The organism is Burkholderia sp. HI2714, assembly GCF_002223085.1.
Classification (GTDB): Bacteria; Pseudomonadota; Gammaproteobacteria; order Burkholderiales; family Burkholderiaceae; genus Burkholderia; species Burkholderia lata_D.
In genome coordinates this window covers 48,027-63,029 of sequence record NZ_NKFM01000043.1, presented here as the reverse complement: position 1 = coordinate 63,029, position 15,003 = coordinate 48,027, and the positions used below count along the sequence as shown (strand labels likewise).

Sequence of the window (15,003 nt, the reverse complement as noted above, 5' to 3'; positions counted from 1 at the left end):
AACCGGCATGACGTTGCGATGCGCACTCGCGTGTCGATCGATCAGCGTTCCTGACCGGATTGCTCGCGATCGGCCGCGTCGAACCCGTCCGGGTCGCGCTTCGCCCATTGTTTTGCCCACCCCAGCAACGGCTGCAGCGCCGCCTCGAGCCGCCGGCCTTCGGCCGTCATGCAGTAGCCGCCCTCGCCATGCTCGACGAGGCCCGACGCCTTGAGCTCGGCCAGCCGCGTATTGAGCAGGCGCGCATTCGTTTCGCAGGCTTCCTGCAGTGCCCGGAATGTGAGCGGCTTGCCGCGCAGTTCCCACAGGATGCGCAGCGTAGTACGCCGCCCGAGCAGATCCAGCACGACCATGATGGGTCGTCCCGTCTTCGATCCGCGAACGCGCTGTCCGATTTTGGGTGTGGTCATGCTGTACTTTTTAAAGCAATCGCCACGCAGAGTCAATCGCTTGAATCGCACCACGCCTTTGCTTTACTTTTTAAAGCACGACGCCTACGCTTCCACGCATGCATCGTCTCAGGACGGAGTTCACATGACTCAGCGTATTGCATCCGCATCACCGCCGTTCGAACCCGACATCGCAGCGTCGATCGACCGGATCATGCAGGGCCGTCCACCGTTGCGACTCTTCACCACGCTCGCGCGCGATCCGCGCCTGTTCACGAAATTCTTTGCCGCCGGCCTGCTGGACAAAGGCCATCTCGACATCCGGCAACGCGAGATCGTCATCGACCGCACCACGGCGCTTTGCGGGTGCGAATACGAATGGGGCGTGCATGTCGCCGTGTTCGCCCGGACGGCGAAACTGACCAGCGAACACATCCGGTCGTTGGCGCTCGGCTCGGCCGACGATGCATGCTGGAACGATGACGACCGGGTGCTGATCCGGATGTGCGATGCGCTGCATCGGCACTGCGATATCGACGATGACCTGTGGCACGCGCTGTGCCGGCATTTCAGTGACGAGGCACGGCTTGAGCTGCTGATGCTCGCGGGCTTCTATCGGACGGTCAGTTATCTCGCGAATGCACTGCGCCTGCCGCTTGAAGCGCGTGCGGCACGGTTTCCTCCTCGTACGTCGGCACGTGCGTTTCATTCCCCCGATTTGCCAACCGAGGATCGACCGTGATTACCGAAATCGTCTTCTTCAAGCTGCAACCTGACGTCGATGTCGCCACGCTGAAGGCGCGCTATGAAAGCACCGCGTCGAAGTGGGCGCAAAACCCGGATCTGCTGCACAAGTGGTACTTCTACGACGCGGCAACACACGAAGGCGGCGGCGTGTACGTGTGGCGTACGCGCGAAGCCGCGGCGCGCTGGCACGGCGACGAATACAAGGCGATGGTCGAGCGGGTGTATGGCCACCCGCCCGTGATACGCGTGCTCGATACGCTCGCGCATGTCGATGCGACACAGGGCCGGTACACGTTCGTCGACCTGTCCGGCTGAGGGCCGGATCGCGCCGCTGCGGTGCGACCCGACTCGCATCCCCGAGATTCGCCACGATCCATCCCCGTTATCGCGTTTCCCTATCAACCCCATTGCCAGCAATGCTTTCAAATATATCGTCAAATTCCGATATAAGATTCGCCCATCGACGATACCTTGTTGCCCGACCGAAACACCCCACCCATCCATGCCGACCGAACTCGACATCGACGCGATCCTGAAAGCGCTCTCGAACCCCGTGCGCCGTGAAATCCTCAACTGGCTGAAAACGCCGGGCGAGCATTTCCCGAACCAGACGCTGCCGTATGAACACGGCGTCTGCGCGGGCCAGATCGACGCGCGCTGCGGGCTGTCGCAGTCGACCGTCTCCGCGCACCTCGCGACGCTCCAGCGCGCGGGGCTCGTGACGTCGACACGGATCGGCCAGTGGGCGTTCTTTCAGCGCAACGAGGCCGTCATCGACGCATTTCACGACGCCCTGCGCCGCGAACTCTAGTCAACACGGCCGAACCGGCCATGCGGAGCGCTGTCGCCCATGACGCGACGGTTTCCCGCCTTTCGTGAAGAGGTTATTTGCCATGCCCACCCTGTTCGATCCCGTCACCCTCGGCGACCTGATCCTGCCGAACCGCATCGTGATGGCGCCGCTTACCCGCTCCCGTGCCGGTTCGACGCGCGTGCCGAACGCGCTGATGGCCCGCTACTACGCCGAGCGCGCAACGGCCGGCCTGATCATTACCGAGGCAACGTCGGTCACGCCGCAGGGCGTCGGCTACGCGGATACCCCCGGCATCTGGTCCGATGAGCAGGTCGCGGGCTGGAAACAGGTGACGCAGGCCGTGCATGCGGCCGGTGGGCGCATCGTGCTGCAACTGTGGCACGTCGGCCGGATCTCCGACCCGGTGTTCCTGAACGGCGACCTGCCGGTCGCGCCGAGCGCGATCGCCGCGGGCGGCCACGTGAGCCTCGTGCGTCCGCAGCGCCCGTACGTAACGCCGCGCGCACTCGAGCTCGACGAAATCCCGGGCATCGTCGCCGCGTACCGCAAGGGTGCGGAGAACGCGAAAGCGGCCGGCTTCGACGGTGTCGAGATCCACGGCGCGAACGGCTACCTGCTCGACCAGTTCCTGCAGGACAGCACCAACCACCGCACCGACGCGTACGGCGGCCCGATCGAGAACCGCGCACGCCTGCTGCTCGAAGTGGTCGACGCGGCAATCGACGTGTGGGGCGCCGGCCGCGTCGGCGTGCACCTCGCCCCGCGCGGCGACGCGCACACGATGGGCGATTCCGATCCGGCGGCAACGTTCGGCTATGTCGCGCGCGAACTCGGCCGTCGCAAGATCGCGTTCATCTTCACGCGTGAGTCGTATTCGGGCGACCACTTGAGCCCGCGCCTGAAGGAAGCGTTCGGCGGCCCGCTGATCGCGAACGAGCAGTTCACGCTCGACACCGCACAGGCCGCGCTCGCAAGCGGCAACGCCGACGCGATCGCATGGGGCAAGCTGTTCATCGCGAACCCCGACCTGCCGCGCCGCCTCGAACTCGGTGCCCCGCTCAACAAGCCGGTGCCGGAAACGTTCTATGCGGAAGGCGAAACGGGTTATACCGATTACCCGGCGCTGAGCGACGCGGCCTGACGGCCCGGCAGCGCGTGTTCAGCGGCGCACGTCCGCCCGCATGAACACGCGCTGCGTTTCGTCGAGCCCGAGCGCGACGTGGTGCGCACGGATCGCACGCAGCGTGTCGTCGAGCGCGGCGTCGTCGACGATGCTGAAACCCAGGCGCGCGTAGTACGGCGCATTCCACGGCGCATCGCGAAACGTCGACAGCACGACCTCCGCGATCCCTTCCTGCGCCGCCCGCGCCATCACCTGTTCGATCAGGCGCGCGCCGATCCGGTGTCCGGCATGCGACGGCGCGACATCCAGTTCCTCGAGATAAAGCCGCTGCGCATCGAGCAGCCGGTAGAACGCAAATCCGACGCACGTGCCCTGCGGATCGACCGCGACATACGCGCGACCGTCGTCGATGCGCACAAGCACGGCAGCCGCTTCGGTCGGCTCGGCTTCGGCGATGTGGGTCATGCCGATTGCGCGGAACCGCTGCGCGGCGGCGACTTCGACGGCGGCCATCGCGGCCGCGTCTTCCCGCGTGGCGGGACGGATCAGGATCGATGCAGTCATCACGGCAATTCAGGCAGGCAGTCTGGAACGGCCGTCACTATAATCGAAACCTCATACGTTTCGAACGCCCCCACCCACGAGGTTCGTCATGACGTTGTCCGCGCTCGCCGTCTTCGCTGCCACCCTGCTCGTCACCGCCGGCACACCCGGGCCGAGCGTCGCCGCGCTGGTCGCGCGCGTGCTGACGAACGGCGTGCGGGACGTGCTGCCGTTCCTCGCGGCCATGTGGCTCGGCGAAGCGCTGTGGCTCACGCTCGCGGTCGCGGGGCTGTCCGCGTTCGCGCGCACGTTCGCGGCCGGGCTGATCGTGCTGAAACTGCTCGGCGTCGCGTACCTGCTGTTCCTCGCGTGGAAGATGTGGACCGCGCCGACCGAGCCGGGCGCCGATGACCTGCCGCGCGGCCAGTCGCCGTGGCGGATGTTCGTCGCGGGCATGCTCGTCACGCTCGGCAACCCGAAGATCATGGTGTTCTATCTCGCGCTGCTGCCGACGATCGTCGATCTCACGCACGTCGGCGTGACCGCGTGGGCCGAACTCGTCGGCACGATGCTCGCGGTCCTGATCCTCGCCGACTGCTTCTGGTCGCTGCTTGCGTCACGCGCACGGGCGTTCCTGACGTCGGCGCGCGCGAAGCGGTTCGCCAACCGCACGAGCGCGACCGCGATGGCCGGTGCGGCAGTAGCGATCGCGACGCGCTGAGCGGCACTCCGTCGCACGCCACGCCGCGCCCCCTCCACTGCCCCGGGAATCGACATGAAGACCTGGCTCTCGGTTGTCCTGCTCTGCCTGTCCGCCACGGTCGCGCACGCAGCTGGCGTCAAGTTCGTCTCCATCCCGGCCGACGCAGCCGGCCCCGAGCTGCGCGCCGTCATCTGGACGCCGTGCGCAACCCCCGCGCAGCCGCTCACGATCGGCCCGTTCGTTCTGAAAGGGCAACGCAACTGCCCGACCGTCGGCGACAAGCTGCCGCTCGTCGTGATTTCGCACGGCCACGCCGGCACGTACTTCGGGCATCACGACCTCGCCGAAACGCTCGCGGATGCGGGCTACGTCGTCGCGGCGATCAACCATCCCGGCGACACGCATACCGACATGAGCCGCGCGGCCGACCTGCGGGAACTGGTCGAGCGACCGGAGGACATCAAGCGCCTGGTCGACTACATGCTGGCCGACGGGCCCGACGCCAGGCATATCGACGCTGCCCGGATCGGCTTCTTCGGTTTTTCGCGCGGCGGCTACACGGGCCTCGTGCTGGCCGGCGCCAATCCGGATTTCGTCCACGCGCACGTGGCCTGCCCGGACCCGACCTGGCTGATCTGCAAGCAGATCCGCGACCACGACCTGCCGCGCCAGCCGCTGACGCACGATCCGCGGATCAAGGCCTACGTGATCGCCGACCCGATGAACGAATTCCCGAGCGCCGATACGCTGAAAGACGTGCACGCGCCGATCCAGCTCTGGGGATCCGAAGCCGGCGGCGACGGCGTGGAGCCGGAAACGGTCCCCGCGCTGGCCGACATGCTACCGAAACGGCCGGAATTCCACGTCGTACCGAATTCCGCGCATTTTGCGTTTCTTGCGCCGTGCTCCGACCAACTGGCGCAGGTCTCGCCCGAAGTCTGTACCGATGCAAACGGTTTCGATCGCGCGGCCTTCCACGAAACGCTCGATGCAAAGGCGCTCGCGTTCTTCAGCGCGAATCTCCGCTAACAGCGAAACGTCTTGCGCCACACCCCCGGCGCCGGCACATGGTCGTTGCACGCGATCAGCGCGCGCACCAGCGCCCAGTCGTCGTCATCGCAGAAGTCGAGCAGCATCACGCCATACGGGCCGGGCTGCTCATGCAGTCGTTCAGTCAGCCGCGCATGAATGCCCCGCACCCTGCCGTCACCGTGTGCGACCACCGACGGATTCGCGCCCATTCCCGTCCCGCTGCAGAAGTTGATCGCCCAGCGGCCGCTGTCCGGCGACGGCAGGTCCGTCAGCAGTGCGTCGATCGCACGCCACTTCCAGCCGATCGACGCGGCGACCGGCACGCGATATTCGTCCTGGATCACGAATGCGCCATCGGGGTGATCGATCGTGAACGTCGCATTGTCGGGCCACGCGGTCAGGTCGATGCCGAGCGGCCGGCTGCTGCGAAAGCGGCGCAGCAGCACGATCGCGCCGCGCACGTCGCCGAGCGCGGGCAGCGTGCCGCCGGCATGCCAGCGCAGCCGCGGATGCCGCGCGCGATGCACGTCGAACGTCGCATCGAAACTGCGCGTGCACGCGTGCGCCGGCCATTCGTCCTTCACCGACATCACGATGCATTCGCGCGGATGCGCTTCGAGAAAACGCGCACAGGTTTGCAGCACGTCGTCGAACGTCATGCCGAGCGCGATGCCGCCGTGATGGATGTCGAATGCATCGCGCACGTGCCGGCAGCGGACGTCGAGCAGCCGCACGCCATGCGCGAGCTGGGCATCGAGCGGCGCACGCTGGGTGCGCACCAGCCGATCGTCGACGGTATACGCACAGGTGTCATGGCTGCCCGGTAGGGTCAGCGTATGCAGCAGCCGCGCATCGTCGAGCGCCGACATCCAGTCGGCGAGCGGCATGCACGTATCGTGGCTCAAAGGGATCATGAATCGATGAATGACAAGGAAAGAAAACCGTGGGTCACGGCGTCGGATGTCGCGGCGCGCGCAGGCGTGTCGCGCTCCGCGGTGTCGCGTGCATTCTCGCCGACGGCGAGCATCGCCCCGCAGACGCGAGAGCGCGTGATGGTCGCCGCGCGCGCGCTCGGCTACCAGGTCAACCTGATCGCGCGCGACATGATCACGCAGCGCAGCAGCATGATCGGCGTCGTGACGGCCGGGTTCGAGAATCCGTTTCGCGCACGGCTGCTGTCGGACCTGATGGCCGCGCTCGGGCAGCGCGCGCTCACGCCGCTCGTGACCAATGCGGAAGATCCGCGCCAGGTCCGGCAATCGCTCGAGCAGTTGCTCAGCTACCGGATCGCGGGCCTCGTGATGACGTCCGCGTCGCCGCCGCTGTCGGTCGCGCAGCAGTATCTCGAACACCGGATCCCGGTCGTGATGATCAATCGCGAGGCGAACCTGCCGGGCGCGGACATCGTCGTCAGCGACAACGCGGCGGGCGCCGTCCACGCAGCGCAGCGGCTCGTGCGGGCCGGCGTGCGCCGGCTCGCGTTCGTCGGGCCGCACGGCGCGAGCTACAGCGCGCAGTCGCGTGCTGCCGCATTCGAGCATGCGATCGGGCGCGGCGACGCATTCGACGCGACGCTCTCGCACGTGCTCGACACGCCGTCCGACACGCATGCAAGCGGCGTCGAAGCCGCGCGGCAACTGTTCGCGAACGGCAAGCGGCCCGACGGCGTGTTCTGCTCGTCGGACCTGCTCGCGCTCGGTGTGATCGATGTCGCGCGCAGCGAATTCGGGTTGCGCGTGCCGGACGACGTGCGCGTGATCGGCTTCGACGACATCCCGGCCGCCGAATACGATGCGTACCGGCTCACGACGCTGCGGCAGGACACGCGCGGCCTCGCGCAGGCGGCGGTCGACCTGCTCGCCGACCGGATGCAGACGTTCGACGGGCCGTCGCGCACGCGCATCGTGCCGGTCACGCAGGTGGTGCGGGCCAGCTGCGCATAACGAGGTGAGATCGGGCGCGGCGACGCCGCGCGTCACTTCAACCCGCCCGCGAACCCGCGCAACAGATAGCGCTGCACATAGCCGGCCACGGCCAGCGTGGGCAGCGACGCCATCAGCCCCGCGCTCATCAGGTCGCCCCAATCGATGCCGTTCTCCGTCACGTAGCCGGCAATGGCGAGCGGCAGCGTAAAGCGGCTCGGCGTCGACACGAACAGCAGCGCGATCAGGAATTCGTTCCACGCGGCGATGAACACGAAGATCGCGGTCGCGATCAGCCCCGGCGCGCACAGCGGCAACACGATCTGCACGAGTCGTCGTGCGAGCCCCGCGCCGTCGATGCAGGCGGCTTCCTCGTATTCGATCGGCACGTCGCGCACGAACGCGAGCAGCATCCAGATCGCCATCGGCAACGCGTAGATCTGGTACGCGAGCATCAGGCCGAGCGTCGAATCGAGCAGGTGCAGCCGCTTCGCGAGCGCGAACAGCGGCACCGCGATCGTGATCGGTGGCATCAGCTTCAACGCGAGCACGAGCACCAGGAACAGCAGGTCGAGCCGCGCCGGAAACCGCAGCCGCACGAGCGCGTACGCGGCCGGAAACGCGAGCGCCAGCGCGAGCAGCGTCGTGCCGAAACCGACCAGCAGCGAATTGAACAGCGGCGCGCCGATGCCGTTGGACCAGACCGACGCGAAATGCTCGCCGGTCGGCGCGGCCGGCCAGATCCGCAACGGATGATCGAGGCGTTCGAGCGTCGGCATGAACGCCGCGCCGGCCATCCACAGGCACGGCAGCAGCAACAGCGCGAGCGCGGCGATGCGCAGTGCCCACGGCATCGCGCGACCGAATGCGACGCCCGTTCGTGCGCCCATGATGCGGGCGGGTTGCGCCGTCATGCGCGCCGCTTGCGAACCGTCTGCCATACGTACCCCGAGACCAGCAGCGCGGACGCCGCCAGCATCAGCACCGACGCGGCACTCGCCGGCCCGACGTTGAAGAAGCGGAAGCCCGTGTCGTAGATATAGGTCGACAGCGTCTGCGTCGCGTTGCCGGGGCCGCCGCCCGTCAGCGCATAGACCTTGTCGAACAGCTTGAACGTGTCGATCGAGCGCAGCAGCAGCGCGAGGCCGATCTGCGGCGCCGCGAGCGGCAGCGTGATGTCGCGCAGGCACTGCCACTCGCTCGCGCCGTCGGTGCGCGCGGCTTCGTACAGTTCCTGCGGGATCGACTGCAGCCCGGCGAGCACGATCAGGAATGCCATCGGCGTCCACTGCCACACGTCGACGAGCGCGAGCGACCACAGCGCGAGATGCGGATCGGACAGCCAGCGCACGCCTTCGATGCCGAACGCCGCGAGCAGCGCGTTCAGGAAGCCGTCGAAGTTGAGCCAGTTGCGCCAGATCGCCGAACACACGAGCGTGGACAGCATCATCGGCAGGATCGCGAGCGGCAGCGCGATGCGCCGCCCCGGAAACGCGCGCACGAACAGCAGCGCAAGGCCGAAGCCCAGCGCGACTTCGGCGAGCGACGCGACGATCGTGAAGCGCAGCGTGTTGCCGAAGCCGGCCGTGAACGCGTCGTCGCCGAGCACCGCGCGATAGTTCGCGAGCCCGGCGAATGCGCGGCGGCCGGCCGAGTAGTCGACCTGGCAGAACGAATCGATCAGCACCTGCGCGACCGGATACAGCGCGAGCGCGGCGAGCACCAGCAGCGCGGGCCCGAGCAGCGCGACGAACGGCAGGCTGCGGCCGAAGGCTTTCATGCGCTGTGTCCCGGCGAGCGTTCGAGGCGAGCCGTCACTTGCCGGCCGCGGCCGTCGCCTGCGCGATCTTCTGCTGCGCCTGGCGCAGCGCGGCATCAGGCGCGGCCTGCCCGGTCAGCGCGAGTTGCAGCTGGTCGCCGAGAATGCTCTCGACCTGCTGCCAGTCGTTCACGCGCGGCCGCGCACGGCCGGCTTCGAGCGCCTTCAGCTGATCCGGATACCAGCGGTACTGGCGCACCAGCGCCGGATCGTTGAACACGCTGCGGCGGGTCGGCGGAATGCCGATGCCGGCGAGGCGCGTCTGCGTGTCGCGCGCGGTCAGGTACGCGAGGAAATCCTGCGCGAGCTTCGCGTGCGGCGCGTCCTTCGGGATGCCCATCTGCCAGATGCCGAGCATCGGCGCCGGGCCCGCGGTCTGCCCGGGCGGCGGCTGCAGCGCGATCTGGCCGACCACGCGCGACTGCTTCGGATCGTCGAGCGCCGGCACCCACGCCGGCCACACCTCGATCGACTGGGCGGCGGTGCCGCGCTGCAGCGCATCGCGCACTTCCGCCGCGCCGTACACGTCGACGTCCTTCGGCGCGGACGCCTTCAGCGCGAGGAAGGTCTTCAGCGCGGCCTGCGCTTCGCGCGAATCGATCGTCACGTTGCCGGCACGGTCGAACACGTCGCCGCCGTAGGCCCACAGGATCGGCAGGAAGCCCGTCACGACCGGGTTGCCCTTCGTGCCGCGGAACACGACGCCCGACACGCTCTTGTCCGCGCCGCCGACGGTTTGCGCGATCTTCAGCACGTCGTCCCAGTTGCGCGGCGGCTGCAGCTTGTACTTCGCGAGCAGGTCCTTGCGGTACGCGAACATCTCGACGTTGCCGACGATCGGCAGCGCGTACAGCGCACCGGCCGCGTTGCGGCCGAGCGCGACGGCGGACGGCACGAGATCGGCGTCCGCGAGCGACGCGGGCAGCGGCTTCAGCCAGCCGTTGCCGATGAATTCGGGCGCCCACGTGTCGTCCATCATCACGAGGTCGTATGCGCCGGTGCCTTCGCGCATCGACAGCTTGAGCTTCTGGTACAGGTTCGCGTTCGGCAGCTTGAGCAGCTCGATCTCGGTGCCCGGGTGCAGCTTGTTGAAGCCGGCGACGGCGTCGGCCAGCCCCTTGCCGTAGATATCGTCGCGGCCTGCGATGACGAGATCCGCGGCAACGGCGTGCGTGGCGGCGAAGGACAGCGCAAGGGCGGCGGACAGCGCGCGCAGGCGGCTCAGCAAGGTCATGAGGTCTCTCTCGTTCGGCGTGGTGGCGGGACGGCCGGGCGTTGCACACGTGTGCAACGCGGGAGATGCTTCCGGCCGCCTGTAGCGAACGCCATTGTTCACGCCGATCGTTAAGAATTTATGGCACGCGGCGGGAGAGGCGGACGCCACACCCGGCCGCTCCGCCCGCCGGACCTTCCCGGCCAGACCTCCCCGGCCGGATCAGAAGTTCACGCGAATCCCGGCCATCACCGCCAGTTGCCGGCTCGAGTTGCTGTTCGCGAGCACCGGGATCTGCGCGTAGTTCACCGCGTTGCCGTCCGCGTCGGTGCCGAGCCCCTTCCCGCTCGCGATCTGGCCGATCGCGACCGCATACAGCGCCGTGCGCTTCGACAGGCTGTAGTTCGTGCCGACGTTCACCTGGTGGAACCGCGTCGTGCCGCGCCCGTCGGTATGCGCGGCGTTGAAGATGTAGGCGACACCGCCCTGCAGCGCGGGCGTGAACATGTACGTGGCGTTCACCTCGCCGATATCGAACGTGAATGCCTGCGTGCGCGGCTGCGCGGTGGTCGAGAAATAGCGGCTGTCGCCGAGGCGCGTATGCGTATAGGTGAGCGCGATCGTCGCGTCGCCGAACGTGACCGACCCGCCCGCGCCGAACGCACGCATCGAGCCGGCGTCCTGCAGCAGGCAGTACATCGCGCCCGGGTTGCTGCACGCGAAATCGCCGATATAGCCGTTCGCGCCGCCGAGCGCCGCGTCGAGCGGCTGGTGCAGGTCGAGGTAGCCGACCGAGAACGCGACCGGCGCGCGCGTGTACGTCGCCGCCACCGCATAGCCGCGCTTCGCGGAGAAATCGCCGGCCTGCCCGCCGAAGCTGAACGTGCCGCCGAACGTGAGGCCGTTGAAATCGGCGCTGGTGAACTTCACCGCGTTGTTGAAGTTGAACGCGGCGTTCAGGTTGTCGACGTCGCCGAGGTGCGAGCCGTACGGCGTCGCCCAGTTGTTGCTCGACACGTACGCACCGAGCATGTCGGTGTACGAGTCGTACTGGCGGCCGAGGCCGAGCGTGCCGATCCCGTCCTGGCGCAGCCCGACCCACGCCTGCCGGCTGAAAGCCGTGCCGCCCTGCAGCGCCTGCCCGTTCGCGGACAGGAACTGCTGCTCGAGCGTGAACACCGCATTGAGCCCGCCGCCGAGCGGCTCGGCGCCCTGGAAGCCGAACCGCGACGGCACGAGGTTGCCGCCGCCCATCTGCCACGCGTGGCCGCCGCCCGTGCTGCCGTCGGCGCGCGTGAACTGCTGGTTCGTCGAATAGATGATGCCGGTATCCACGGTGCCGTACAGCGTCACGCTGCCCGAGGTCTGCGCCTGTGCGTGCACGCAACCCAGCGTAGCCGCGGCCGCGGCCAGTCGTCGTCCGATCTTCATGTCCCGCCCCTCTGTTGTCATCGATTCGCAGTGCAGATCGATGGAGTTATCGATATGGGTGACAGGACTCTATCCAGCGAAAATTCAGGACCTCTATCGCAAATCGGCAAACAGTCGCACGCGTTGCCCGCGACGATGCCCGGCGGCGCCGTCGCGGTGAGCGTGCGTCATTCGGGGCGCGTCGTCTGGGACGGCAGCTCGCCGAACAGGTCGCGATACTCGCGCGCGAAATAGCCGAGGTGGGTGAACCCCCAGCTCGCGGCGGCCTCGCCGACGCCGAGCTGCTGCACGGACGTCGTGCGCAGCATGCGGCGCACCGCATTCAGCCGGATCGTGCGCAGATAGCCGACCGGTGTGACGTCGGCCACGCGTTGAAAACTCGTTTGCAGCGTGCGGCGGCTGCAGCGCAGCGCACGGCACAGTTCGAGCACGGTGACGGGTTCTTCGGGCCGGTCGCGCAGATGCTTCTCGCAACGGCTCACGATGTCGCTGTAGGTGGCGTGCGTGATGTCGCGGCGCTCGACGCCGATGCCCTGCTCGAGCGCATCGAGGAACATGCCGAGCATCGCGTCGCGGAACATCTTGCGGGTGGCCGCGTATTCGAGGTGGCCCGGGTTGCGCTGCGCATCGTCGATCAGCGACGACAGCCGCACGCCGAGCGCGACGCCCTGCTCGTCGGACAGCCGCGTCACATGGCGCAGCTTGCGCGCGCCGGATGTGCCGAATTCGGCTTCGCACAACTCGTCGACCATGTCGGACGCCGCGCTGATCCCGACGAGCCCCATCCCTTCCGGCGTGTGGAATTCGAAATCCTCGCCGGCGCGCAGCGCGAGCAGCGCATAGCCGTCGACGGGCTGGCCCTGGAACGTGCCCGCGAGCGGCACGGACAGCGGCACCGCGAGCGACGTGCGCCCGGCCGGCGCGAGCCCGGTTTGCGCGACCCGCCGGTTGGTCGTTTCGCGGAAGAAGTGGAAATCGTCGTACAGCACCTGCGTGACGGTGCCCTTGAAGCGGCCCGGCGTCATCTGGCGGTAGACCTGATGCCAGCCCGCGATCGCGAGCCCGTGATCGTGCACGTCTTCGTGTGAGCGTGACTGGAACAGCATCGGCATCTCCGGTAAAACCCCTAAACGCGGCCACCGGCTCCCCGGGGCGCAACGCCACAGCTTACCCGTGCAAAATCCTGCGTAGTGCGGTTTCGAACGCAAGACAGGCCGCCGACAGCGCGGCGGCCTGCGCGCCCGTCAGGCGGACGTAGCGGCGGAACGACGGCATCCGGTTCACGACCTCGCTGCCGCCGAACGGCACGATCGCGAGCGTCCAGCGGCCGTCGCGCGCGTCGATCGTGCAGTCGGTCAGGTGCAGCGGCCGCAGCGCATCGGACAGCGACGGCTCGGCGACCAGCGCGGCCACCGCATCGACGAAACCGGGGTCGCATCCCGGCACGGCCGCCGCATCGATGCCCGTGCAGCGCAGCCAGCCGGTCTGGCGCACACGCGCGCGGCCCTGCACGGCCGGGCCGGTTGCGGTTACCGCCACCTTCACGCTGACCGTATGCATCAGGAACTGGCGGTCGACACGCTCGTCCACGCTCACGCGCACGCCGTTCGGCAGCCGGGCCGTCAGGCTGTCGGCGCCATCGGCATCGCGCTCGGCGCGCAGGTCGGCCAGCACGCGCGCGGCGATCGCGCCGGGCCGATGGCCGGGCGGCGGCGCATCGGGCGCCGCGCGCCAGCGGGCGAGCGCGACCTTCACGATGCGACGTGCTCGTTGCGCAGCACGTCCTCGACCGGCACCGGCTTGAACGGATGCCGGCGCTGCACGACGAGCGTCCAGAACAGCGCGTACAGCGCGGTGAGCCCGAGCATCGCGCCGAACGGCACGTAGATGTCGCGCGCGTTCATGCCCGGCGGCGTGATGTACCAGATCGCCAGGATGATGCCGACGCTCGATACGATCTGCGGCAACGGGAACAGCGGCGAACGGTACGGGCGCGGCAGGTCCGGGCGGCGAATCCGCAGCATCACGACCGACGCGGTGACGAGCAGGTACGCGGTGCCCCACGCGCAGGTCGCGGCGAGCACGAGGTGCAGGATGCTGTCGAGATTGCCGTTGATCAGCCACGCATGGAAGATCGGCACGATCGCCGCGGCGACGATACCGACCACCGGCGTCTTGAAGCGCGGATGCAGGTACGCGAAGCAGCGCGGCAGCGCGCCGTCGATCGCCATCCCGTACAGGATGCGCGGCAGCCCGGCCATCAGCGTGTTGATCGTCGCGGCGCCCGCGCACAGGAACGCGATGCCGAACCAGATGCGGCCGAACGGCCCGAGCACCTGCAGCGCGAACGCGGGAATCGCGCCCGGCGTGTCGAGCAGGTGCGTGAGGCCGTCGGGGCTCACCGGCACGTTCGCGACCTGGCGGCGGATCGCCGCGCCGTACAGGAACATGCAGATCGCGACGCCGACGAGGCCCAGCGCCATCGCGCGCGGAATCGTCTTGCCCGGCGACTTCATTTCCGGTGCGAGCGGCGTGACGAACTCGCAGCCGACGAACATGAACATCGCCATCCCGACCAGCGACAGCACGGCCGGCACCGACGTGCCGACTTCCGAGCCGCCGAACCAGCCGTCGAGATGCACGGCCGGCGCGGCCGCGAGCCCGAGGATCCCGAAAATCATCAGCGACAGCCACATGCCGGCCGTCAGCACGATTTCGAGCTTGCTGAACACCTTGATGCCGATGATGTTGGTGATCGCGAACGTGACGACGAGGCCGACGCCGACGAGCCACGAACTGTTGTGCTTCTCGAACGCGGCATTCAGCGATTCGAAATTGACGAGCGCCATGATGCCGCTCAGGATCGTCTCGGCCGTGCCGGCGAACACGTGCACGAGGAAATACGCGGAGATCGTGCCGGTGATCGCCCAGAAGCGGCCGAGCCCGCACGACAGGTAATCGTAAACCGAGCCGGCCGTCGGCAGCATCGCGGCGGCTTCGGAGAAGGTGGTCGCCTGCGCCTGCATCATCACGAACGCGATGATCATCGCGACCGCGAACGCCCAGCCGCCCATCCCGAAGCCCGACGTCGCGGTGAGAATCACCGGGCTTGCCATGATGAGGCCGACGGCGCTCGCCAGCGCGGTCGGAAAGCCGACCGCACCCGCCTTCAGCGCCGTGCCGCCACCCGCTTCAGCCGGCGTGCCGGCGGGCGTGTCGCCCGCTGCGCCGGTAACTCCAGACCATCCCGACATCCCTGTCTCCTTC

At 68.1% G+C, this 15,003-nt stretch carries 17 protein-coding genes; 7 read left to right on the top strand and 10 right to left on the bottom strand.

The features are described from left to right. Positions 1-41 precede the first annotated feature (41 nt). Entirely contained in the window at positions 42-353 is a 312-nt protein-coding gene (locus CFB82_RS23100) for a winged helix-turn-helix transcriptional regulator (protein WP_256990448.1), read from the bottom strand. On the opposite strand from CFB82_RS23100, the gene CFB82_RS23095 reads away from it, so the two are divergent. The 4 genes from CFB82_RS23095 (at position 352) to CFB82_RS23080 (ending at position 3,091) form a co-directional block, all read left to right on the top strand. Continuing rightward, positions 352-1,131, top strand: coding sequence for a carboxymuconolactone decarboxylase family protein (locus CFB82_RS23095; protein WP_256990447.1), 780 nt, complete (start codon positions 352-354; stop codon positions 1,129-1,131). The two genes, CFB82_RS23100 and CFB82_RS23095, sit on opposite strands and share 2 nt — an antisense overlap. Beyond that, entirely contained in the window at positions 1,128-1,451 is a 324-nt protein-coding gene (locus CFB82_RS23090; protein ID WP_089485420.1) for a YdhR family protein, read from the top strand. The genes CFB82_RS23095 and CFB82_RS23090 overlap by 4 nt, the downstream gene beginning before the upstream one ends. 187 nt (positions 1,452-1,638) lie before the next feature. Beyond that, positions 1,639-1,947 (top strand): ArsR/SmtB family transcription factor, encoded by a 309-nt coding sequence (locus CFB82_RS23085; protein ID WP_011354559.1) that lies wholly within the window; start codon positions 1,639-1,641, stop codon positions 1,945-1,947. A gap of 82 nt (positions 1,948-2,029) precedes the next feature. Then, positions 2,030-3,091 (top strand): alkene reductase, encoded by a 1,062-nt coding sequence (locus CFB82_RS23080; protein ID WP_089485419.1) that lies wholly within the window; start codon positions 2,030-2,032, stop codon positions 3,089-3,091. A gap of 18 nt (positions 3,092-3,109) precedes the next feature. On the opposite strand, the gene CFB82_RS23075 is transcribed toward CFB82_RS23080, so the two are convergent. Continuing rightward, positions 3,110-3,637 carry a GNAT family N-acetyltransferase gene (locus tag CFB82_RS23075; protein WP_089485418.1) on the bottom strand — a complete coding sequence of 176 codons (528 nt, stop codon included), beginning with the start codon at positions 3,635-3,637 and terminating at the stop codon, positions 3,110-3,112. 88 nt (positions 3,638-3,725) lie between these two features. On the opposite strand from CFB82_RS23075, the gene CFB82_RS23070 reads away from it, so the two are divergent. Both CFB82_RS23070 and CFB82_RS23065 read left to right on the top strand, forming a co-directional pair. Next, a complete protein-coding gene (locus tag CFB82_RS23070; RefSeq protein ID WP_089485417.1) occupies positions 3,726-4,337 on the top strand; it encodes a LysE family translocator in 612 nt (203 codons plus the stop codon). A gap of 54 nt (positions 4,338-4,391) precedes the next feature. Continuing rightward, entirely contained in the window at positions 4,392-5,348 is a 957-nt protein-coding gene (locus CFB82_RS23065; RefSeq protein ID WP_089485416.1) for an alpha/beta hydrolase family protein, read from the top strand. Here CFB82_RS23065 and CFB82_RS23060 read toward each other — a convergent pair. After that, the gene (locus tag CFB82_RS23060) at positions 5,345-6,265 is read right to left on the bottom strand and encodes a phosphatidylinositol-specific phospholipase C (RefSeq protein WP_179255441.1); all 921 of its coding nucleotides are present in this window, start codon (positions 6,263-6,265) and stop codon (positions 5,345-5,347) included. The genes CFB82_RS23065 and CFB82_RS23060 overlap by 4 nt on opposite strands. 6 nt (positions 6,266-6,271) lie before the next feature. Between CFB82_RS23060 and CFB82_RS23055 the strand changes: the two genes are divergently transcribed. Next, on the top strand, positions 6,272-7,294 hold the full coding sequence (locus tag CFB82_RS23055; RefSeq protein WP_089485414.1) for a LacI family DNA-binding transcriptional regulator: 1,023 nt from the start codon (positions 6,272-6,274) through the stop codon (positions 7,292-7,294). A gap of 32 nt (positions 7,295-7,326) precedes the next feature. Here CFB82_RS23055 and CFB82_RS23050 read toward each other — a convergent pair whose 3' ends face one another. The 7 genes from CFB82_RS23050 to CFB82_RS23020 all read right to left on the bottom strand — a co-directional run bounded on the left by CFB82_RS23050 (position 7,327) and on the right by CFB82_RS23020 (position 14,990). Next, the gene (locus CFB82_RS23050; RefSeq protein ID WP_373558845.1) at positions 7,327-8,214 is read right to left on the bottom strand and encodes a carbohydrate ABC transporter permease; all 888 of its coding nucleotides are present in this window, start codon (positions 8,212-8,214) and stop codon (positions 7,327-7,329) included. Further along, entirely contained in the window at positions 8,184-9,053 is an 870-nt protein-coding gene (locus CFB82_RS23045; protein WP_043179796.1) for a carbohydrate ABC transporter permease, read from the bottom strand. Before CFB82_RS23045 ends, CFB82_RS23050 begins: the two co-directional genes overlap by 31 nt. A gap of 34 nt (positions 9,054-9,087) precedes the next feature. Further along, on the bottom strand, positions 9,088-10,326 hold the full coding sequence (locus tag CFB82_RS23040) for an ABC transporter substrate-binding protein (protein ID WP_039343900.1): 1,239 nt from the start codon (positions 10,324-10,326) through the stop codon (positions 9,088-9,090). 201 nt (positions 10,327-10,527) lie between these two features. Beyond that, positions 10,528-11,736, bottom strand: a complete 1,209-nt coding sequence (locus CFB82_RS23035) for a porin (protein ID WP_089485412.1) — start codon at positions 11,734-11,736, stop codon at positions 10,528-10,530. A gap of 167 nt (positions 11,737-11,903) precedes the next feature. Next, positions 11,904-12,842, bottom strand: a complete 939-nt coding sequence (locus CFB82_RS23030) for a helix-turn-helix domain-containing protein (protein WP_089485411.1) — start codon at positions 12,840-12,842, stop codon at positions 11,904-11,906. A 61-nt stretch (positions 12,843-12,903) separates the two neighbouring features. Further along, positions 12,904-13,491 carry a DUF3156 family protein gene (locus tag CFB82_RS23025; protein ID WP_089485410.1) on the bottom strand — a complete coding sequence of 196 codons (588 nt, stop codon included), beginning with the start codon at positions 13,489-13,491 and terminating at the stop codon, positions 12,904-12,906. Further along, positions 13,488-14,990, bottom strand: coding sequence for an APC family permease (locus CFB82_RS23020; protein ID WP_089485409.1), 1,503 nt, complete (start codon positions 14,988-14,990; stop codon positions 13,488-13,490). The genes CFB82_RS23025 and CFB82_RS23020 overlap by 4 nt, the downstream gene beginning before the upstream one ends. Between the last annotated feature and the right edge of the window lie 13 nt (positions 14,991-15,003).